Source organism: Ensifer adhaerens, from assembly GCF_002940685.1.
In the GTDB taxonomy this organism is placed as follows: domain Bacteria; phylum Pseudomonadota; class Alphaproteobacteria; order Rhizobiales; family Rhizobiaceae; genus Ensifer; species Ensifer adhaerens_E.
Genome location: NZ_PNFP01000002.1, coordinates 202,233 through 215,612, shown reverse-complemented (window position 1 = coordinate 215,612; position 13,380 = coordinate 202,233). Strand labels below are relative to the sequence as shown.

The 13,380-nt window shown below is 64.5% G+C and carries 12 protein-coding genes; 5 read left to right on the top strand and 7 right to left on the bottom strand.

Features of this window, described 5'->3' with window-relative positions; all coding sequences use genetic code 11:
• Nucleotides 1–75: 75 nt before the first annotated feature.
• The gene (panB, locus tag C1A35_RS04180; RefSeq protein ID WP_104663093.1) at nucleotides 76–897 is read right to left on the bottom strand and encodes a 3-methyl-2-oxobutanoate hydroxymethyltransferase; all 822 of its coding nucleotides are present in this window, start codon (nucleotides 895–897) and stop codon (nucleotides 76–78) included.
• 1 nt (nucleotide 898) lies between these two features.
• Entirely contained in the window at nucleotides 899–1,774 is an 876-nt protein-coding gene (gene panC / locus C1A35_RS04175; protein ID WP_104663092.1) for a pantoate--beta-alanine ligase, read from the bottom strand.
• Nucleotides 1,775–1,957: 183 nt separating this feature from the next.
• Here panC and C1A35_RS04170 point away from each other — a divergent pair, with 183 nt between their 5' ends.
• Nucleotides 1,958–2,320 (top strand): hypothetical protein, encoded by a 363-nt coding sequence (locus C1A35_RS04170; RefSeq protein WP_234822731.1) that lies wholly within the window; start codon nucleotides 1,958–1,960, stop codon nucleotides 2,318–2,320.
• 274 nt (nucleotides 2,321–2,594) lie between these two features.
• On the opposite strand, the gene C1A35_RS04165 is transcribed toward C1A35_RS04170, so the two are convergent.
• From C1A35_RS04165 to C1A35_RS04155, 3 genes are read right to left on the bottom strand one after another with little or no spacing between them, the layout of a single operon-like run.
• Nucleotides 2,595–3,572: an aldo/keto reductase gene (locus tag C1A35_RS04165; protein WP_104663091.1), complete on the bottom strand. Its 978-nt coding sequence runs from the start codon at nucleotides 3,570–3,572 to the stop codon at nucleotides 2,595–2,597.
• 15 nt (nucleotides 3,573–3,587) lie between these two features.
• Complete coding sequence (locus C1A35_RS04160) at nucleotides 3,588–5,060, bottom strand: MFS transporter (RefSeq protein WP_199772854.1); 1,473 nt, start codon at nucleotides 5,058–5,060, stop codon at nucleotides 3,588–3,590.
• An 8-nt stretch (nucleotides 5,061–5,068) separates the two neighbouring features.
• Nucleotides 5,069–5,473, bottom strand: coding sequence for a (R)-mandelonitrile lyase (locus C1A35_RS04155; protein ID WP_104663090.1), 405 nt, complete (start codon nucleotides 5,471–5,473; stop codon nucleotides 5,069–5,071).
• Between the two features lie 116 nt (nucleotides 5,474–5,589).
• Between C1A35_RS04155 and C1A35_RS04150 the strand changes: the two genes are divergently transcribed.
• Entirely contained in the window at nucleotides 5,590–6,483 is an 894-nt protein-coding gene (locus C1A35_RS04150; RefSeq protein ID WP_104663089.1) for a LysR family transcriptional regulator, read from the top strand.
• On the opposite strand, the gene gcvA is transcribed toward C1A35_RS04150, so the two are convergent.
• A complete protein-coding gene (gcvA, locus tag C1A35_RS04145; protein ID WP_104663088.1) occupies nucleotides 6,471–7,382 on the bottom strand; it encodes a transcriptional regulator GcvA in 912 nt (303 codons plus the stop codon). The genes C1A35_RS04150 and gcvA overlap by 13 nt on opposite strands.
• Nucleotides 7,383–7,507: 125 nt before the next feature.
• On the opposite strand from gcvA, the gene C1A35_RS04140 reads away from it, so the two are divergent.
• From C1A35_RS04140 to C1A35_RS04130, 3 genes are all read left to right on the top strand, one after another.
• Nucleotides 7,508–8,959, top strand: coding sequence for an amidase (locus C1A35_RS04140; RefSeq protein ID WP_104663087.1), 1,452 nt, complete (start codon nucleotides 7,508–7,510; stop codon nucleotides 8,957–8,959).
• 1 nt (nucleotide 8,960) lies between these two features.
• Nucleotides 8,961–10,202 (top strand): MFS transporter, encoded by a 1,242-nt coding sequence (locus C1A35_RS04135; protein WP_104663086.1) that lies wholly within the window; start codon nucleotides 8,961–8,963, stop codon nucleotides 10,200–10,202.
• A gap of 196 nt (nucleotides 10,203–10,398) precedes the next feature.
• A complete protein-coding gene (locus tag C1A35_RS04130) occupies nucleotides 10,399–10,806 on the top strand; it encodes a VOC family protein (RefSeq protein ID WP_104663085.1) in 408 nt (135 codons plus the stop codon).
• A gap of 365 nt (nucleotides 10,807–11,171) precedes the next feature.
• Here the strand turns inward: C1A35_RS04130 and ligA are convergent, their stop codons facing one another.
• Nucleotides 11,172–13,325: an NAD-dependent DNA ligase LigA gene (gene ligA, locus C1A35_RS04125; protein WP_104663084.1), complete on the bottom strand. Its 2,154-nt coding sequence runs from the start codon at nucleotides 13,323–13,325 to the stop codon at nucleotides 11,172–11,174.
• Between the last annotated feature and the right edge of the window lie 55 nt (nucleotides 13,326–13,380).

Sequence of the window (13,380 nt, the reverse complement as noted above, 5' to 3'; positions counted from 1 at the left end):
AACAAAATGCGCACCGATCGAGAAACCGGTGCGCATTGCATCAGAAATTCGTATGCCAGAGCGGACGGCCGCTCTCTATTTTTTGACCTGGAACGTGTGCTCGATGCCCGGGAAGCTGCGCGCCTTCACCTCGGCCGCATAGTCTTCGGCAGCCTTCGAGATCGCCGGCGCCAGCTCGGCGAAGTGCTTGACGAAGCGCGGCTTGAAGTCGTTGAAGAGGCCGAGCATGTCGTCGGAGACGAGGATCTGTCCGTCGCAGGCCGGCGACGCGCCGATGCCGATGGTCGGCGAGCGCAGTTCGGCGGTAATCTCGCGGGCAACCGGCTCGACCGTGCCTTCGATGACGATCCCAAAGGCGCCGGCATCGTCGATCGCCTTGGCGTCGCGACGGATCTTGGCCACTTCCTTGTCGTTGCGGCCGACCGAGCGATAGCCGCCGGTCGTGTTGACGAGCTGCGGCATCAGCCCGACATGCCCAAGCACCGGAATGCCGCGGCTGACGAGGAACGCGACCGTCTCGGCCATCTCCGCCCCGCCCTCGAGCTTCACTGCGCTGCAGCCGGTTTCTTTCAGGATCCGTGCCGCACTGCGGAACGCCTGCTCCTTCGATTCCTGATAGGAGCCGAAGGGCATGTCGATGACGACGCAGGCCTGCTGCGAGCCGCGCATGACCGCCTGGCCATGGGCGATCATCATTTCGAGTGTCACGCCGACGGTCGTATCGAGACCGTAGAGCACCATGCCGACGGAATCGCCGACGAGCAGAAAGTCCACATGCGGATCGAGCAGCCTTGCGATCGGCGTCGTATAGGCCGTGAGGCTGACGATCGGGCGCTCGCCCTTCAAGGCTTCGATGTTGGCGGGGCTGAGGCGGCGCTTCTGGGATTGCACGCTCATGTCAGGCAACCTTCGCAATTGATGCGGATTTCGGGGCGATCACGCGGTTGTCGAGCAGCTTGGTCGTGCCGAAGCGGACGAAGAGCAGGAGCAGCACCGGTCGGTCGCCGATGGTCTCAAGGGTCTCCAGCGTCTCGGGATCGCGCACGGCCACGACCTCGGGCTTGGCGAGCGGTTCGCTTGCCAGAAATTCGGTCACGGCCTTTTCAAGCGCCGCCACGTCGCTGACGCCGGAGGCGACCAGTCGCGTCGCCTCGTCCAGCGCCTTCGGCACGATCGCCGCAGCACTGCGTTCCTCGGCGGTCAGATAGACATTGCGCGACGAGCAGGCGAGCCCATCGGCCTCGCGCACCGTCGGCACGCCGATCACGGTGACCGGCTGGGCAAGATCGTCGACCATACGGCGGATGATCTGCAGCTGCTGGAAATCTTTCTCGCCGAAATAGGCCCGGTCCGGCTGGACGATGTTGAAGAGCTTGGTGACGACGGTGGCGACGCCGGCGAAATGACCGGGGCGGACCGAACCCTCGAGCTCGCTGCCAAGCGTCGGCACGTCGACGACGGTTTCCATCGGGCGCGGATACATGTCGGCGACACCCGGGGCAAAGAGATAGTCGACATTGCCCTTTTCAAGCATCGCCTGGTCGCGGGCAAGATCGCGCGGATACTTGGAGAGATCCTCGTTGGCGCCGAACTGCAGCGGATTGACGAAGATGCTGGCGACGACGATGTCGTTTGCCTCGCGGGCCCGGCGCATCAGCTCCATATGGCCGACATGCAGGTAGCCCATGGTCGGCACGAAGCCGACCGACTTGCCAGCGCGTCTATGCTCGGCAAGCGCTGCACGCAGCTCGGCGATGGTGGTGAACGTCTTCATCTCCGGACCCTCCAATCCGCGCCGGCGCCCTGCCCTTTTTGGATGCTGACGCGCTGCCTTCGGAGACTGGCCGCGACCTGCTCCACGAAAAGGCATTTGCATAAAATTCGGCTGCAATCCTCTATCTTGTGCAGCGCAAAAAAACAATCGGATTGATGACAGCTTCATGACGCTCGGCCGTGGTTGACTTCCACCGCCAGCCTGTCACGGTTGGTGATCGATGCCACCTGCAACCCTCGCTGGAGAGCAAGACCCGGCCTACGCCTTCTCGGCCTTCTTGTCCCGACGCTTGCCTTCGCCGGTCTCGCCGAAGCCAAGATCCCGCTCGTCAATGCCACCTGCCCCGGCAAGATCGAGGTCCACGCCGACGAAGGCGGCCCGATCTATATCAACGGCAAGGAAGCCAGGCTGAAGGTCTTCAACGACACCTATTACGAAGCGCACGGCGCCGGCGTCGTCATCTCCTTGAGCGTCAATCCCGACGGCTCGCCCAGCGTCTCCTACACCGGCAAGGGCGGCGTCAATGGGGTGTGCACGGTGAAGTAATGGGCAAGGCGCGAGGTATTTCCCTTTTCCCCGGCGCCTCGCCTAAAGCCCCTACGATGGCTGTTTGGAGCGAATGGCGCCCCATTCTCCCTCATCCTCGCCCTTGTGGCGGGGATCCAGCGACCCGACGTCCGTCGGGTCAAAGAACCTTTCAGCCCAAGGACTTGGGCTGACTGGATTCCTGTGACAAGCACAGGAATGAGGAGGATGGTGACGGCTTGCGCCGAGGACGAGATGGGCAGTCCAGGGCCGCTCGCACCTTGCTGCAGACGGCCTACTTCCCGACGCGTTGCTGCAGGTGTTGCGGGTAGCGGGCGCCCTGCACCTCGACAGTTGAGAGCGCCGCCTGGATCTGTCCAAGCTCCTCTGCCGTGAGCGCGACACCCGCCGCACCGAGATTCTCCTCCAGCCGATGCAGTTTCGTCGTGCCGGGAATCGGCACGATCCACGGCTTCTGTGCCAAGAGCCAGGCAAGGGCGATCTGCGCCTTCGTCACGCCCTTGGCCGCGGCAATCGCGCCGAGCAGATCGACCAGCGCCTGGTTGGCCCGACGCGCTTCGGGCGAGAAGCGCGGCACGATCATGCGGAAATCGTTTTTATCGAAGGTCGTGGTCTCGTCGATCGCACCGGTCAGGAAACCCTTGCCGAGCGGGCTGAAAGGCACGAAACCGATGCCGAGTTCTTCAAGCAGCGGCAGGATTTCGGCCTCCGGCTCGCGCCACCAGAGCGAATACTCGCTCTGCAGCGCCGTTACCTTTTGCACGGCATGGGCGCGCCGGATCGAGGCGGCGCCCGCCTCGGACATTCCGAAATGGCCGACCTTGCCCTCGGCGATCAGGTCCTTGACCGCACCCGCGACATCTTCGATCGGCACGTTGGGGTCGACGCGGTGCTGGTAGAAGAGGTCGATCCGGTCGGTCCTCAGCCGCTTCAGGGACGCTTCGGCGACCGCGCGGATACGCTCCGGCCGGCTGTCCAGACCTTGGGCGACATCGCCGTTGACGAAGCCGAACTTGGTGGCGATCACCACCTCGTCGCGGATCGGCGCAAGCGCCTCCCCGACCAGATCCTCGTTGCCGGCATAGGCTTCGGCGCTGTCGAAGAAGGTGACGCCGAGGTCATGCGCGGCACGGATGAGCTTGATCGCCTCGGACCGTTCCGTTGCCGGGCCGTAGCCGTAGCTGAGGCCCATGCAGCCAAAGCCGATGGCCGAGACTTCGAGATTGCTTTTTCCAAGCTTGCGTTTCTGCATTGTCATGCTCCTTGATCAGGCCGCGACGTCGAGGGAGGGCGAGCGGCAATTCTGGCAGGCGCGTGAACGGGCCGTCGCCGAACGCTCGACCCGCCCCACGGTTTGAGGCCGCACGACCAGCGCGACGACGGTAAGTGCGAGCGCCAGCAAGGCCGTGCAGCCGATGAGAACATTATCCACCCGGTGGGCGAGCAGCGCGCTGCCTGCAAGACCGTCGGCACCGATGGCCGCGACGACGACGAGCACGCTGAGACCAAGCGAATTGCCGAGCTGGTGGGCGACATTGACAACACCGCCGGCAGCGCCCGCATCGCCGGGCGCAACACCGGCAATGCCCGCAACGGTCAACGGGCTGAGCGTGAAGCCCTGGCCGAGCCCGATCAGCATCAAGGGCAGCGCCATGCCGAAGAGATAGGACGTATCGGCCGAGATCTGGCCGATGACGATCATACCGGCCAGCGCCGAAATCAGGCCGAAGGCAAGCAGACGCCGGTTGCCGAACCGGGGTGTCAGCCTCGGAACCGAGATCGCGGCAACGAAATTGACAAGTGTCGCCGGGATGAAGGCAAGACCGGAGGCAAGGGGATCGAAGCCTCGAACGCCCTGCAGATAGTGGGTAAAGAAGAAAAAGAACCCGATCATCGCCGCGAGGAACAAGACGCGCGCCAGATAGGCCCCGACCCGTTCGCGACTGGCAAACAGCCTGAGCGGCATGATTGGCTGGCTCGCGCGGCGCTCGTTGATGACGAAGGCGATAAGCAGGAGAAGACCGAGCACAAGCGTCACAAGCGTCAGTGGGTCATGCGCCCCCTCCTCCGCCGAGCGCACGATGCCGAAGACGAGCGCCGTCATGCCAAGCGTCGAGGTCACCGCACCCGCAAGGTCGAACTCGCCGGTGCGCCGCTCCGTCTCGCCGACATATTTGCGCGCGGCCAGCATGAGGGCGATGCCGATCGGCAGGTTGATGAAGAAACCGACCCGCCAGCTGAGCCAGCCGGCAAGCAGTCCGCCAAGCACCATGCCGAAGCTCGCGCCGATGCCGGCGACCGAGCTGTAATAGGCGACCGCCCGCGTACGCTCCGGCCCTTCGGAAAAGTGCGTCTGGATCAGCGCCAGCGTCGCCGGCGCCAGGATTGCCGAGCCGAAGCCTTGCACGGCGCGGGCGGCCAGCAGCCAGGCCGGTGATGGGGCAAGGCCGATGACCACGGAAGCCGCCGTGAAAATCGCAAGCCCGGTCATGAACATCCGGCGCCGGCCGAGAATGTCGCCGGCCCGCGCCCCAAGCAAAAGGAAGCCGCCGAAGGCCAGCGTATAGGTGCTGTGCACCCAGGAAAGCCCGGCATCGCCGAACTGCAACTCGTCGCGGATCTTTGGCAGGCCAGTGATCACGATCGAAATATCGAGCACGATCATCAGGTAGCTGACGATGATGATCGCCAGCACCGCGGTCTTGCGGGACGAGAGCTGTGTTGCCGAAGTCATGTCCATGATCACGCCTACTCCGCCTCGGCGCCATATTCAGCGTCGGTCACCTTTTCCATCCAGTCGACCGCCTTGCCGTCGAGCGCCTCCTGGATGGCGATATGGGTCATCGCCGTCGTCGGTCCGGCGCCGTGCCAATGTTTCTCGCCCGGCTCGAACCAGACGACGTCACCGGGCCGGATTTCCTCGATCGGCCCGCCTTTGCGCTGCACGCGACCAAAACCGGAAACGACGATCAGCACCTGGCCGAGCGGATGCGTGTGCCAGGCAGTCCGAGCACCGGGCTCGAAGGTGACGGCGTTGCCGGCGGCGCGCGCCGGCTCGCTGACGGCAAACAACGGGTCGATGCGCACCGTTCCGCTGAACCAGTCCTCCGGTCCCCTGGCCGAGGGCTGTGAGCCGCTTCTCTTGATCTCCATGGCTTCTTCTCCTTGGCAGACCCGGCGTCTGCCTTGTTGCTGTGCACAATCTAGCCATGGCTGCCGCTTGCGATTAGATGGTATAAACGGCATGGACCTATGAGAAGGATTCATGAATGCTGCGCGAGAACATCAACGATCTGCTTGCCTTCGCAGCCGTTGCGCGCGAGCGCAGCTTCACGCGGGCCGCCGCCCAGCTTGGCGTATCGCAATCGGCGCTCAGCCACGCGATGCGGGCGCTCGAAGCACGGCTCGGCGTGCGTCTGCTCACCCGCACCACCCGCAGCGTCTCGCCGACCGAGGCGGGCGAACGGCTGCTCTCAACCCTCGTCCCGCATTTCGAACAGCTGGAAACGGAGCTGACGGCGCTGAGCGAGATCAGGGACAAGCCCGCAGGCACGGTGCGCATCACCACCGCCGAGCATGGGGCGGAAACCGTGCTCTGGCCGAAGCTCGAAAAACTGCTGCCCGATTACCCTGATATCAAGGTCGAGATCATCATCGACTATGGCCTCACCGACATCGTTGCCGAGCGCTACGACGCCGGGGTGCGGCTCGGAGAACAGGTCGCCAAGGACATGATCGCCGTGCGCATCGGACCGGATATGCGCATGGCGGTCGTCGGCACGCCCGGCTATTTCGAGAAGCACCCGCAGCCGATCGTGCCGCAGGACCTGACCCAGCACAGCTGCATCAATCTGCGGCTACCCACCTATGGCGGCATCTATGGCTGGGAGTTCGAAAAGGACGGGCGCGAGCTGAAGGTCCGCGTCGACGGACAGCTGGTTTTCAGCCGCCTCGCGCACCGCCTCACCGCCTGCCTCGCCGGCTTCGGCCTTGCCTTCGTGCCCGAGGAATCGGTGCTCACCCATATTGCCGAGGGTCGCCTCATCCGCGTGCTCGAAGACTGGTGCGACCCGTTTCCGGGCTACCACCTTTATTACCCCAGCCGCCGCCAGTCCTCGCCCGCCTTTGCGGTGATGGTGGAGGCGCTGCGCTATCGTGGGTGAGAACCGACGGCGCTCGCTCGGGCGGCCTCCAGGACCCATTCTCGAAACGCGGCAATCTTCGGCTGCTCCGCCTTCGCTTCCGGATAGACGAGATAATAGGCAAAGGCCTCGATATGCGTTTCGCTCGCCAGCTGGACCAGGCGTCCCGCTTCGATCTCCGGCGCCACCATCGCGGCAGGAAGCAGGCCGGCGCCTAGGCCGGCGAGCACCGCCTGCTGGAGCAGTGCCGTATCGTCGAAGGACGGTCCGGTCGGCAACGTCGCCTCGGCCATATCGTTCGTCTGCAGCCAGAGGCTCCATCCCTTCCTGTCGGCATCCTGCACCTTCGGCCAGGTCGCCAACGCGGCCGGGCCTGCAGGCCGCCCCAGGCGCTCAACCAGCGACGGTGCAGCGACAGGCACCATCGCGACCGCAAGCACATGGTCGCTGCGCAGGCCCGGATAGTGGCCATAGCCGTGGCGGAAGGCGACATCGACGCCGCTGCGCGAAAAATCGACGAGCGCATTGCTGGTGACGACCTGCAGATCGATCTCCGGATGGCGATCGCGGAATGAGGCCATACGCGGCACGAGCCAGGCGGACGCGAAGAACGACGTGGCACTGACCGTCAGAACGCCGCTGTCCGTCGCCGCGGCGACCCGTCTTGAAGCGTCCGCGATCTGCCGGAAAGCATTGCGCACCGGCGGCAGATAGTCCCGCCCGACATCGGTCAGGAAGATACCGCGATTGACCCGGACGAAGAGCCTGACACCAAGATGCTGCTCCAGCACCTTCAGCATCTGGCTGACGGCACCCGGCGTCACGCACAACTCTTCTGCCGCATCCTTCACCGAGAGGTGGCGGGCAGCAGCCTCGAATGCGCGAAGGGCGTTCAGGGGTGGGATCTTCGCCTCTATCATTTAGAAATTCTAATCTGAAACCCGTAGCAATAATGGTTTGTGCGCGACCAGGATAACCGAAATATTGAGCCTCATGCAACATGAGCGTACCGGACAGAAGCCTGATACTGAAATGAGGAAATATAATGCGAACCTCGCAGGACCTTTGCGCGCCGCCCGCGCCGACAGGAACGACAGAGAATGCCACAGGGCTTGCCTATCTCGGCCTTGTGGAGGTCGGAGCCCTGATCGCAGATCGGGCAATCACATCGCGAGACGTGGTTGAATCCCAGCTTCGGCGCATCGCGGAACGCGACACGGAACTCAAGGGCTACGTCCTCGTGCTCGAGGCTTCGGCCCGGGCCGAGGCCGATGAGGCCGACAGGGAAATCGCTGCAGGGCGGCATCGCGGGCCGCTCCATGGCGTCCCGATTGCCGTCAAGGATCTGTTCTGGCTGAAGGACGCGCCGACTGCCGCAGGAACCGCGGTCCACCGGACCTTCGTACCGGACGTGGATGCGACCGTGGTCCAGCGTCTGCGCGACGCAGGCGCCGTGCTGATCGGCAAGACTGAGCTCACCGAAGGAGCCTACTCGGATCACCATCCCTCGGTAACGCCGCCCAAAAACCCCTGGAACGACGATTATTGGCCGGGCATTTCCTCAAGCGGCTCGGGCGTGGCGACGGCCGCGGGGCTTTGCTACGGCGCACTCGCCTCCGACACCGGCGGCTCCATCCGCTGGCCGGCGGCCGCAAACGGCGTGACCGGGCTGAAACCGACCTGGGGCCGCGTCAGCCGCTTCGGCGCCTTTGCGCTTGCGCCTTCGCTCGATCACGTCGGGACCATGGCGCGCAGCACCATCGATGCGGCCGCCGTCCTCGCCGCAATCGCGGGACGCGACCCGCGCGATCCGACCGCGCTTCAAGATCCGGTGCCGGACTACCGCGCCGCCGCCGACACGGGCGTGCGTGGCCTGAGAGTGGGCGTCGACCGGGCGTGGAACAGCGCCGACGTCGATCCTGAGACGCAGGCAGCACTGGGAGAGGCTCTGCGCGTCTTTGCCGATCTCGGTGCCGAGATCGTCGACGTCCGGTTTCCCGACGTGGCCCAGATCGTCGCCGACTGGGTACCCAATTGCGCGGTCGAGGCGGCGGTTGCCCACGAGGCAAGCTTTGCCGCGCACAGGGATCAGTATGGCCCGGTATTGGCCGGCGTCATCGAAGCCGGCGCCGCGCTTTTCGGTCTCGATTATCAGAAGATCCTGCTGCGGCGCGCGGCATTTCGCGGTGCGGTCGACGCGCTCTTTTCCGCAGTCGACCTCCTGCTGACACCGGTGCAGCCATTCGCGCCGCTGACGCTGAAGGCCATCGCAACGCTTGGCGAACAACCTGAGCTCATCGCGATGCTGCAGCGTTACACCTGCCCTTTCGACATGAGCGGACACCCGACGCTGACCTTTCCCGGCGGTTTCAGCAACGCCGGCATGCCGATCGGGCTTCAGCTCGTGGCAGGTCGCCTGAAGGAGGCCGACCTTGTGGCGGGCGGCGCCGCCTTCCAGGCGACAACATCCTGGCATCAGCGGCATCCGGAGATCTGACATGCACGCCAACACATCGCATAAACGCGTCTTTTATGGCTGGGTGGTCGTCGCCGCCGCCTTCACCATCACCTTTGTCGGCTTCGGCAGCGCCTATACGTTCAGCGCATTCGTCGAGCCGCTCCAGCGTGACTTCCACGCGTCGCGCGGCTCGGTGGCGCTGGTCTTCTCGCTGGCGGGCTTCCTCTATTTCGCATTGGGGATCGTGTCCGGCCCGCTTGCCGACCGCTGGGGCGCGCGGCCGCTTGCCATGTTCGGCATGCTTCTGGTCGGCCTTGGTCTGGCGCTCGCCGGCCAGGCGCGCAGCATCGCCGAGGTCTACGCCGCTTACGGTCTCGGCATCGGCCTCGGCGTCGGCCTTGCCTATGTGCCGACGATCGGCGCGGTCCAGCGCTGGTTCGTGGCGCGCCGGGGGCTCGCCTCCGGGCTTGCGGTCAGTGGCATCGGCGTCGGCACGCTGGTCATGCCGCCGCTTGCCACCTGGCTGATCGCCTCACTCGGCTGGCGGGAAACCTATCTCGTTCTCGGCGCGCTCGCCGCCATCGTCGGCATCGGCATGTCCACCCTGATCGCCGACGACCCGAGAGACCGCGGCACCGGCCCGGACGGCGCCCCGATCAACGTACAGGCAACGGCGAAGACACCTTCCGGCATCCCCATGCGCCAGGCCATCCGGACCCGGCGGTTCATCGGCCTTTACGCGGCCTGCCTGCTCTCGGCCCTCGGCGTCTTCGTGCCCTTCGTGCATCTGGTGCCCTATGCGCTCGATCATGGCGTCACCCAGGCCTCTGCCGTGATGCTGCTGGGAATGATCGGTGTCGGAAGCACGCTTGGTCGCTTCCTGCTCGGTGGTCTTGCCGACCGCATTGGCAGGCGGGTCTTCCTCGTCGCCATGTTCGCCGGCATGGCCGCCTCCCTCGCCCTCTGGGCCTTTGCCGGGAGTTTCGTGCCGCTTGCGATTTTCGCGCTCGTCTTCGGCATCACCTACGGCGGATGGGTCGCCATTCTGCCCGCCGTCGTGATGGATTATTTCGGCGGACGCCAGGTCGGCAGCATCATCGGCGCGCTCTACACGAGCGTTGCCATCGGCACGCTCGTTGGGCCAAGCACCGCCGGTTTTGCCTTCGATGTCAGCCACAGCTACACACTGCCCATCCTGGCGGGCGCGGTGGCGAACGGCCTTGCGGCACTCGTCGCCATCGCCGCCATCCGTGCACCGGCAACGTCTATTCTTGCGAGCTGACCGGGCGTGGCCATCATGCGAGCCGTTCCAGCAGGCGATCGCCTGTCGCCCGCAGTCTCGGTTGAATACCCTTGAATACCAAGGGTTGCGCCCCACATCAGCCCGGCTCAAAAAAATCTTTGAGCCGGTGTCGGGATCTCCGATCGGCATTCGTCCTTAGTTCGTAAAACACAAATCCATTCCCAAGGAGCATTTCATGCGCATGATTTTCGTAAACCTGCCGGTCAAGGATCTGAAGGCTTCGCGCGCGTTCTTCGCCGCGCTGGGCTACACCTTCAACGAGCAGTTCTCCGACGACACGGCCGCCTGCACGGTGATCTCGGACAATATCTTCGTCATGCTTCTAACGGAGCCGAAGTTCCGCGACTTCATCACCGGCGAGATCAGCGACACCAGGAAGGGCACCGAAGTCATCACCGCCCTTTCCGCGGGCAGCCGCGCCGAAGTCGACGACATGCTTGCCAAGGCGCTCGCTGCCGGCGCCAAGCCGTGGAAGCCGGCGATCGACTACGGCTTCATGTACGGCATCTCCTTCCAGGACCTCGACGGCCATGTCTGGGAATTCATGTGGATGGACCAGGAAGCGGCCCAGCAGCAGGGCTGATCGCCAAAGCGTTCACGGCTTCAGAAACCGCTCGGATGTTCCGGGCGGTTTTTTTTGATGCCTCAGCATTTTCTCGGACGTGACTGTGGCTTCTCGCGCGGCCGACGCCGCGCTGCTGGATTCCTGTGACCAGCACAGGAATGGGGACGAAGCTTGGGCCGTCCATTGGGAAATCTCCTCGCTTGGGATCAGAGCGAGTGCAAGATTGTCGGCTTGCCGTTCACAAGGACAGTCGCCTGGCAGCTGCCACAACGAGCGGTGGCTTGGGACCGTTCCCCCTCTCCCTCATTCCTGTGCTCGTCACAGGAATCCAGCCGCGGCGCGTCCGCGCCGCGAAAAGACAGTGTTCAGTGCGATGGCGACCCCTAACCGCCAATCAGCGCCAGCCACTCGTCCTCGTCCATCGTCTGGACGCCGAGTTCACGCGCCTTGTCGAGCTTTGATCCCGCGCCCGGACCGGCAACGACGATGTCGGTTTTCTTCGACACCGAACCCGCCACCTTGGCGCCGAGGCTTTCGGCCTTGGCCTTGGCTTCGTCGCGCGTCATCTTTTCGAGCGAGCCGGTAAAGACGACGGTCTTGCCGGCGACCGGGCTGTCGCTTGCAACCGGCGCTTCCGCCGCCTCCGGCGTCACCTCGGAGAGCAGCCGCGTGACCACTTCGAGGTTGCGCGGCTCCTTGTAGAACTCGACGATGGCGCGGGCGACGACCTCGCCGATGCCGTCGATGCTGTTGAGCTCGTTCCAGGCGTCGCCGGTAAACGTCGAAGCTTCGCTCATCGCCGCGCCGAAGTGCTCGTAGTTGCCATAGGAACGCGCCAAGAGTTTCGCCGTCGTCTCACCCACATGGCGGATGCCGAGCGCGTAGATGAAACGCTGTAGCGCGATCGAACGGCGCGTATTGATGGCGTCGTAGAGCTTGCGCACGCTGACGCGGCCAAAGCCGTCGATGTTTTCGAGCTTGGTGAGCGATGCCTCCTGGCGCTTCTCCAGCGTAAAGATATCCGGCGCCGTGCGGATGTTGAGCGTCGGGTCTTCGCTCTCGAAGAAGAACTCGATCTGCTTCGAACCCAGCCCTTCGATGTCATAGGCATTGCGCGAGACGAAGTGCTTCAGGTGCTCGACCGCCTGGGCACGGCAGACGAAGCCGCCGGTGCAGCGGCGCACCGCATCCACCTTGCCGGTTTTCTCGTTGATGTCGCGTACCGCATGGCTGCCGCAGACGGGGCACGTGCTCGGGAAGCGATAGGGCTCGGAGCCTTCCTTGCGCTCGTCCATGACGACATCGACGATCTGCGGGATGACGTCGCCGGCGCGCTGGACGATCACCATGTCGCCGATGCGGATGTCCCTGCCCTCGCGGATCGGCTCGCCGGAATTGCCGAGGCCCTTGATGTAGTCCTCGTTGTGCAGCGTCGCATTGGTGACGACGACGCCGCCGACGGTGATCGGCTCCAGCCTTGCAACCGGTGTCAGCGCACCGGTGCGGCCGACCTGGATGTCGATCGCCGTCAGCCGCGTAAACGCCTGCTCGGCCGGGAACTTGTGCGCCGTCGCCCAGCGCGGCGAGCGCGAGCGGAAGCCGAGGCGGGCCTGCAGGTCGAGCCGATCGACCTTGTAGACGACGCCGTCGATGTCGTAGTCGAGATCCGGCCGTTCACGCTCGATGTGGTGGTAATGTTCCAGCAGCGCATCGGCCGAGGAGAGCCGCTGCATCAGCGGGTTGACCGGGAAGCCCCAGCTCTTGAACACCTCGACCATGCCCATCTGCGTGTCGGCAGGCATTTCTGAGATCTCGCCCCAGGCATAGGCAAAGAAGCGCAGCTTGCGGCTCGCCGTCACCTTGGCGTCGAGCTGGCGAAGCGAGCCGGAAGCGGTGTTGCGCGGATTGACGTAGAGCGGCTTGCCCTGCGCTGCCATCTCCGCGTTGAGTGCTGCAAAGTCCGATTTGCCCATGTAGATTTCGCCGCGCACCTCGACGATGTCAGGGGCGCCTGCCGGCAGCGTCTGCGGGATCATGCCGATGGTGCGGATATTGGCGGTGACGTTTTCGCCCGTCGTTCCGTCGCCGCGGGTCGCGGCCGTCACGAGGCGCCGGTTTTCGTAGCGCAGCGACATGGAGAGCCCGTCGATCTTCGGCTCGGCGGTAAAGGCAATGGAATTATCGGGCAATTGCCCGAGGAAGCGATAGACCGAAGCGACGAAGTCGCGGGCATCCTCGTCGGAAAAGGTGTTGTCGAGCGACAGCATCGGCCGGGCGTGCACCACCTGCTGGAAGGTGACGGACGGCGCCGCCCCCACCTTCTTCGACGGGCTGTCCTCGCGGATAAGCGCCGGAAAGCGCGCTTCGATCGCGTCGTTGCGCCGCTTCAGCGCGTCATAGTCCGCGTCCGAGATCTCCGGCGCGTCCTGGCCGTGATAGAGCGCATCGTGGCGCGCCAGTTCGGCCGCGAGAAACGCGAGCTCTTCTGCCGCTTCCGTTTCGTTGAGATTCTCGACGGGTTTCAGTTCTTGGGACATACGCAAAGACTCCGGATTCGGAGTCGTTTTGTAGAGCAACCGGTGGGAAAGAAAA

Bases quoted from the DNA above. Each gene is read 5' to 3' on its own strand.
- panB (WP_104663093.1), bottom strand. From the start codon at position 897: ATGAGCGTGCAATCCCAGAAGCGCCGCCTCAGCCCCGCCAACATCGAA.
- panC (WP_104663092.1), bottom strand. From the start codon at position 1,774: ATGAAGACGTTCACCACCATCGCCGAGCTGCGTGCAGCGCTTGCCGAG.
- C1A35_RS04165 (WP_104663091.1), bottom strand. From the start codon at position 3,572: ATGCAGAAACGCAAGCTTGGAAAAAGCAATCTCGAAGTCTCGGCCATC.
- C1A35_RS04160 (WP_199772854.1), bottom strand. From the start codon at position 5,060: ATGGACATGACTTCGGCAACACAGCTCTCGTCCCGCAAGACCGCGGTG.
- C1A35_RS04155 (WP_104663090.1), bottom strand. From the start codon at position 5,473: ATGGAGATCAAGAGAAGCGGCTCACAGCCCTCGGCCAGGGGACCGGAG.
- C1A35_RS04150 (WP_104663089.1), top strand. From the start codon at position 5,590: ATGCTGCGCGAGAACATCAACGATCTGCTTGCCTTCGCAGCCGTTGCG.
- gcvA (WP_104663088.1), bottom strand. From the start codon at position 7,382: ATGATAGAGGCGAAGATCCCACCCCTGAACGCCCTTCGCGCATTCGAG.
- C1A35_RS04140 (WP_104663087.1), top strand. From the start codon at position 7,508: ATGCGAACCTCGCAGGACCTTTGCGCGCCGCCCGCGCCGACAGGAACG.
- C1A35_RS04135 (WP_104663086.1), top strand. From the start codon at position 8,961: ATGCACGCCAACACATCGCATAAACGCGTCTTTTATGGCTGGGTGGTC.
- C1A35_RS04130 (WP_104663085.1), top strand. From the start codon at position 10,399: ATGCGCATGATTTTCGTAAACCTGCCGGTCAAGGATCTGAAGGCTTCG.
- ligA (WP_104663084.1), bottom strand. From the start codon at position 13,325: ATGTCCCAAGAACTGAAACCCGTCGAGAATCTCAACGAAACGGAAGCG.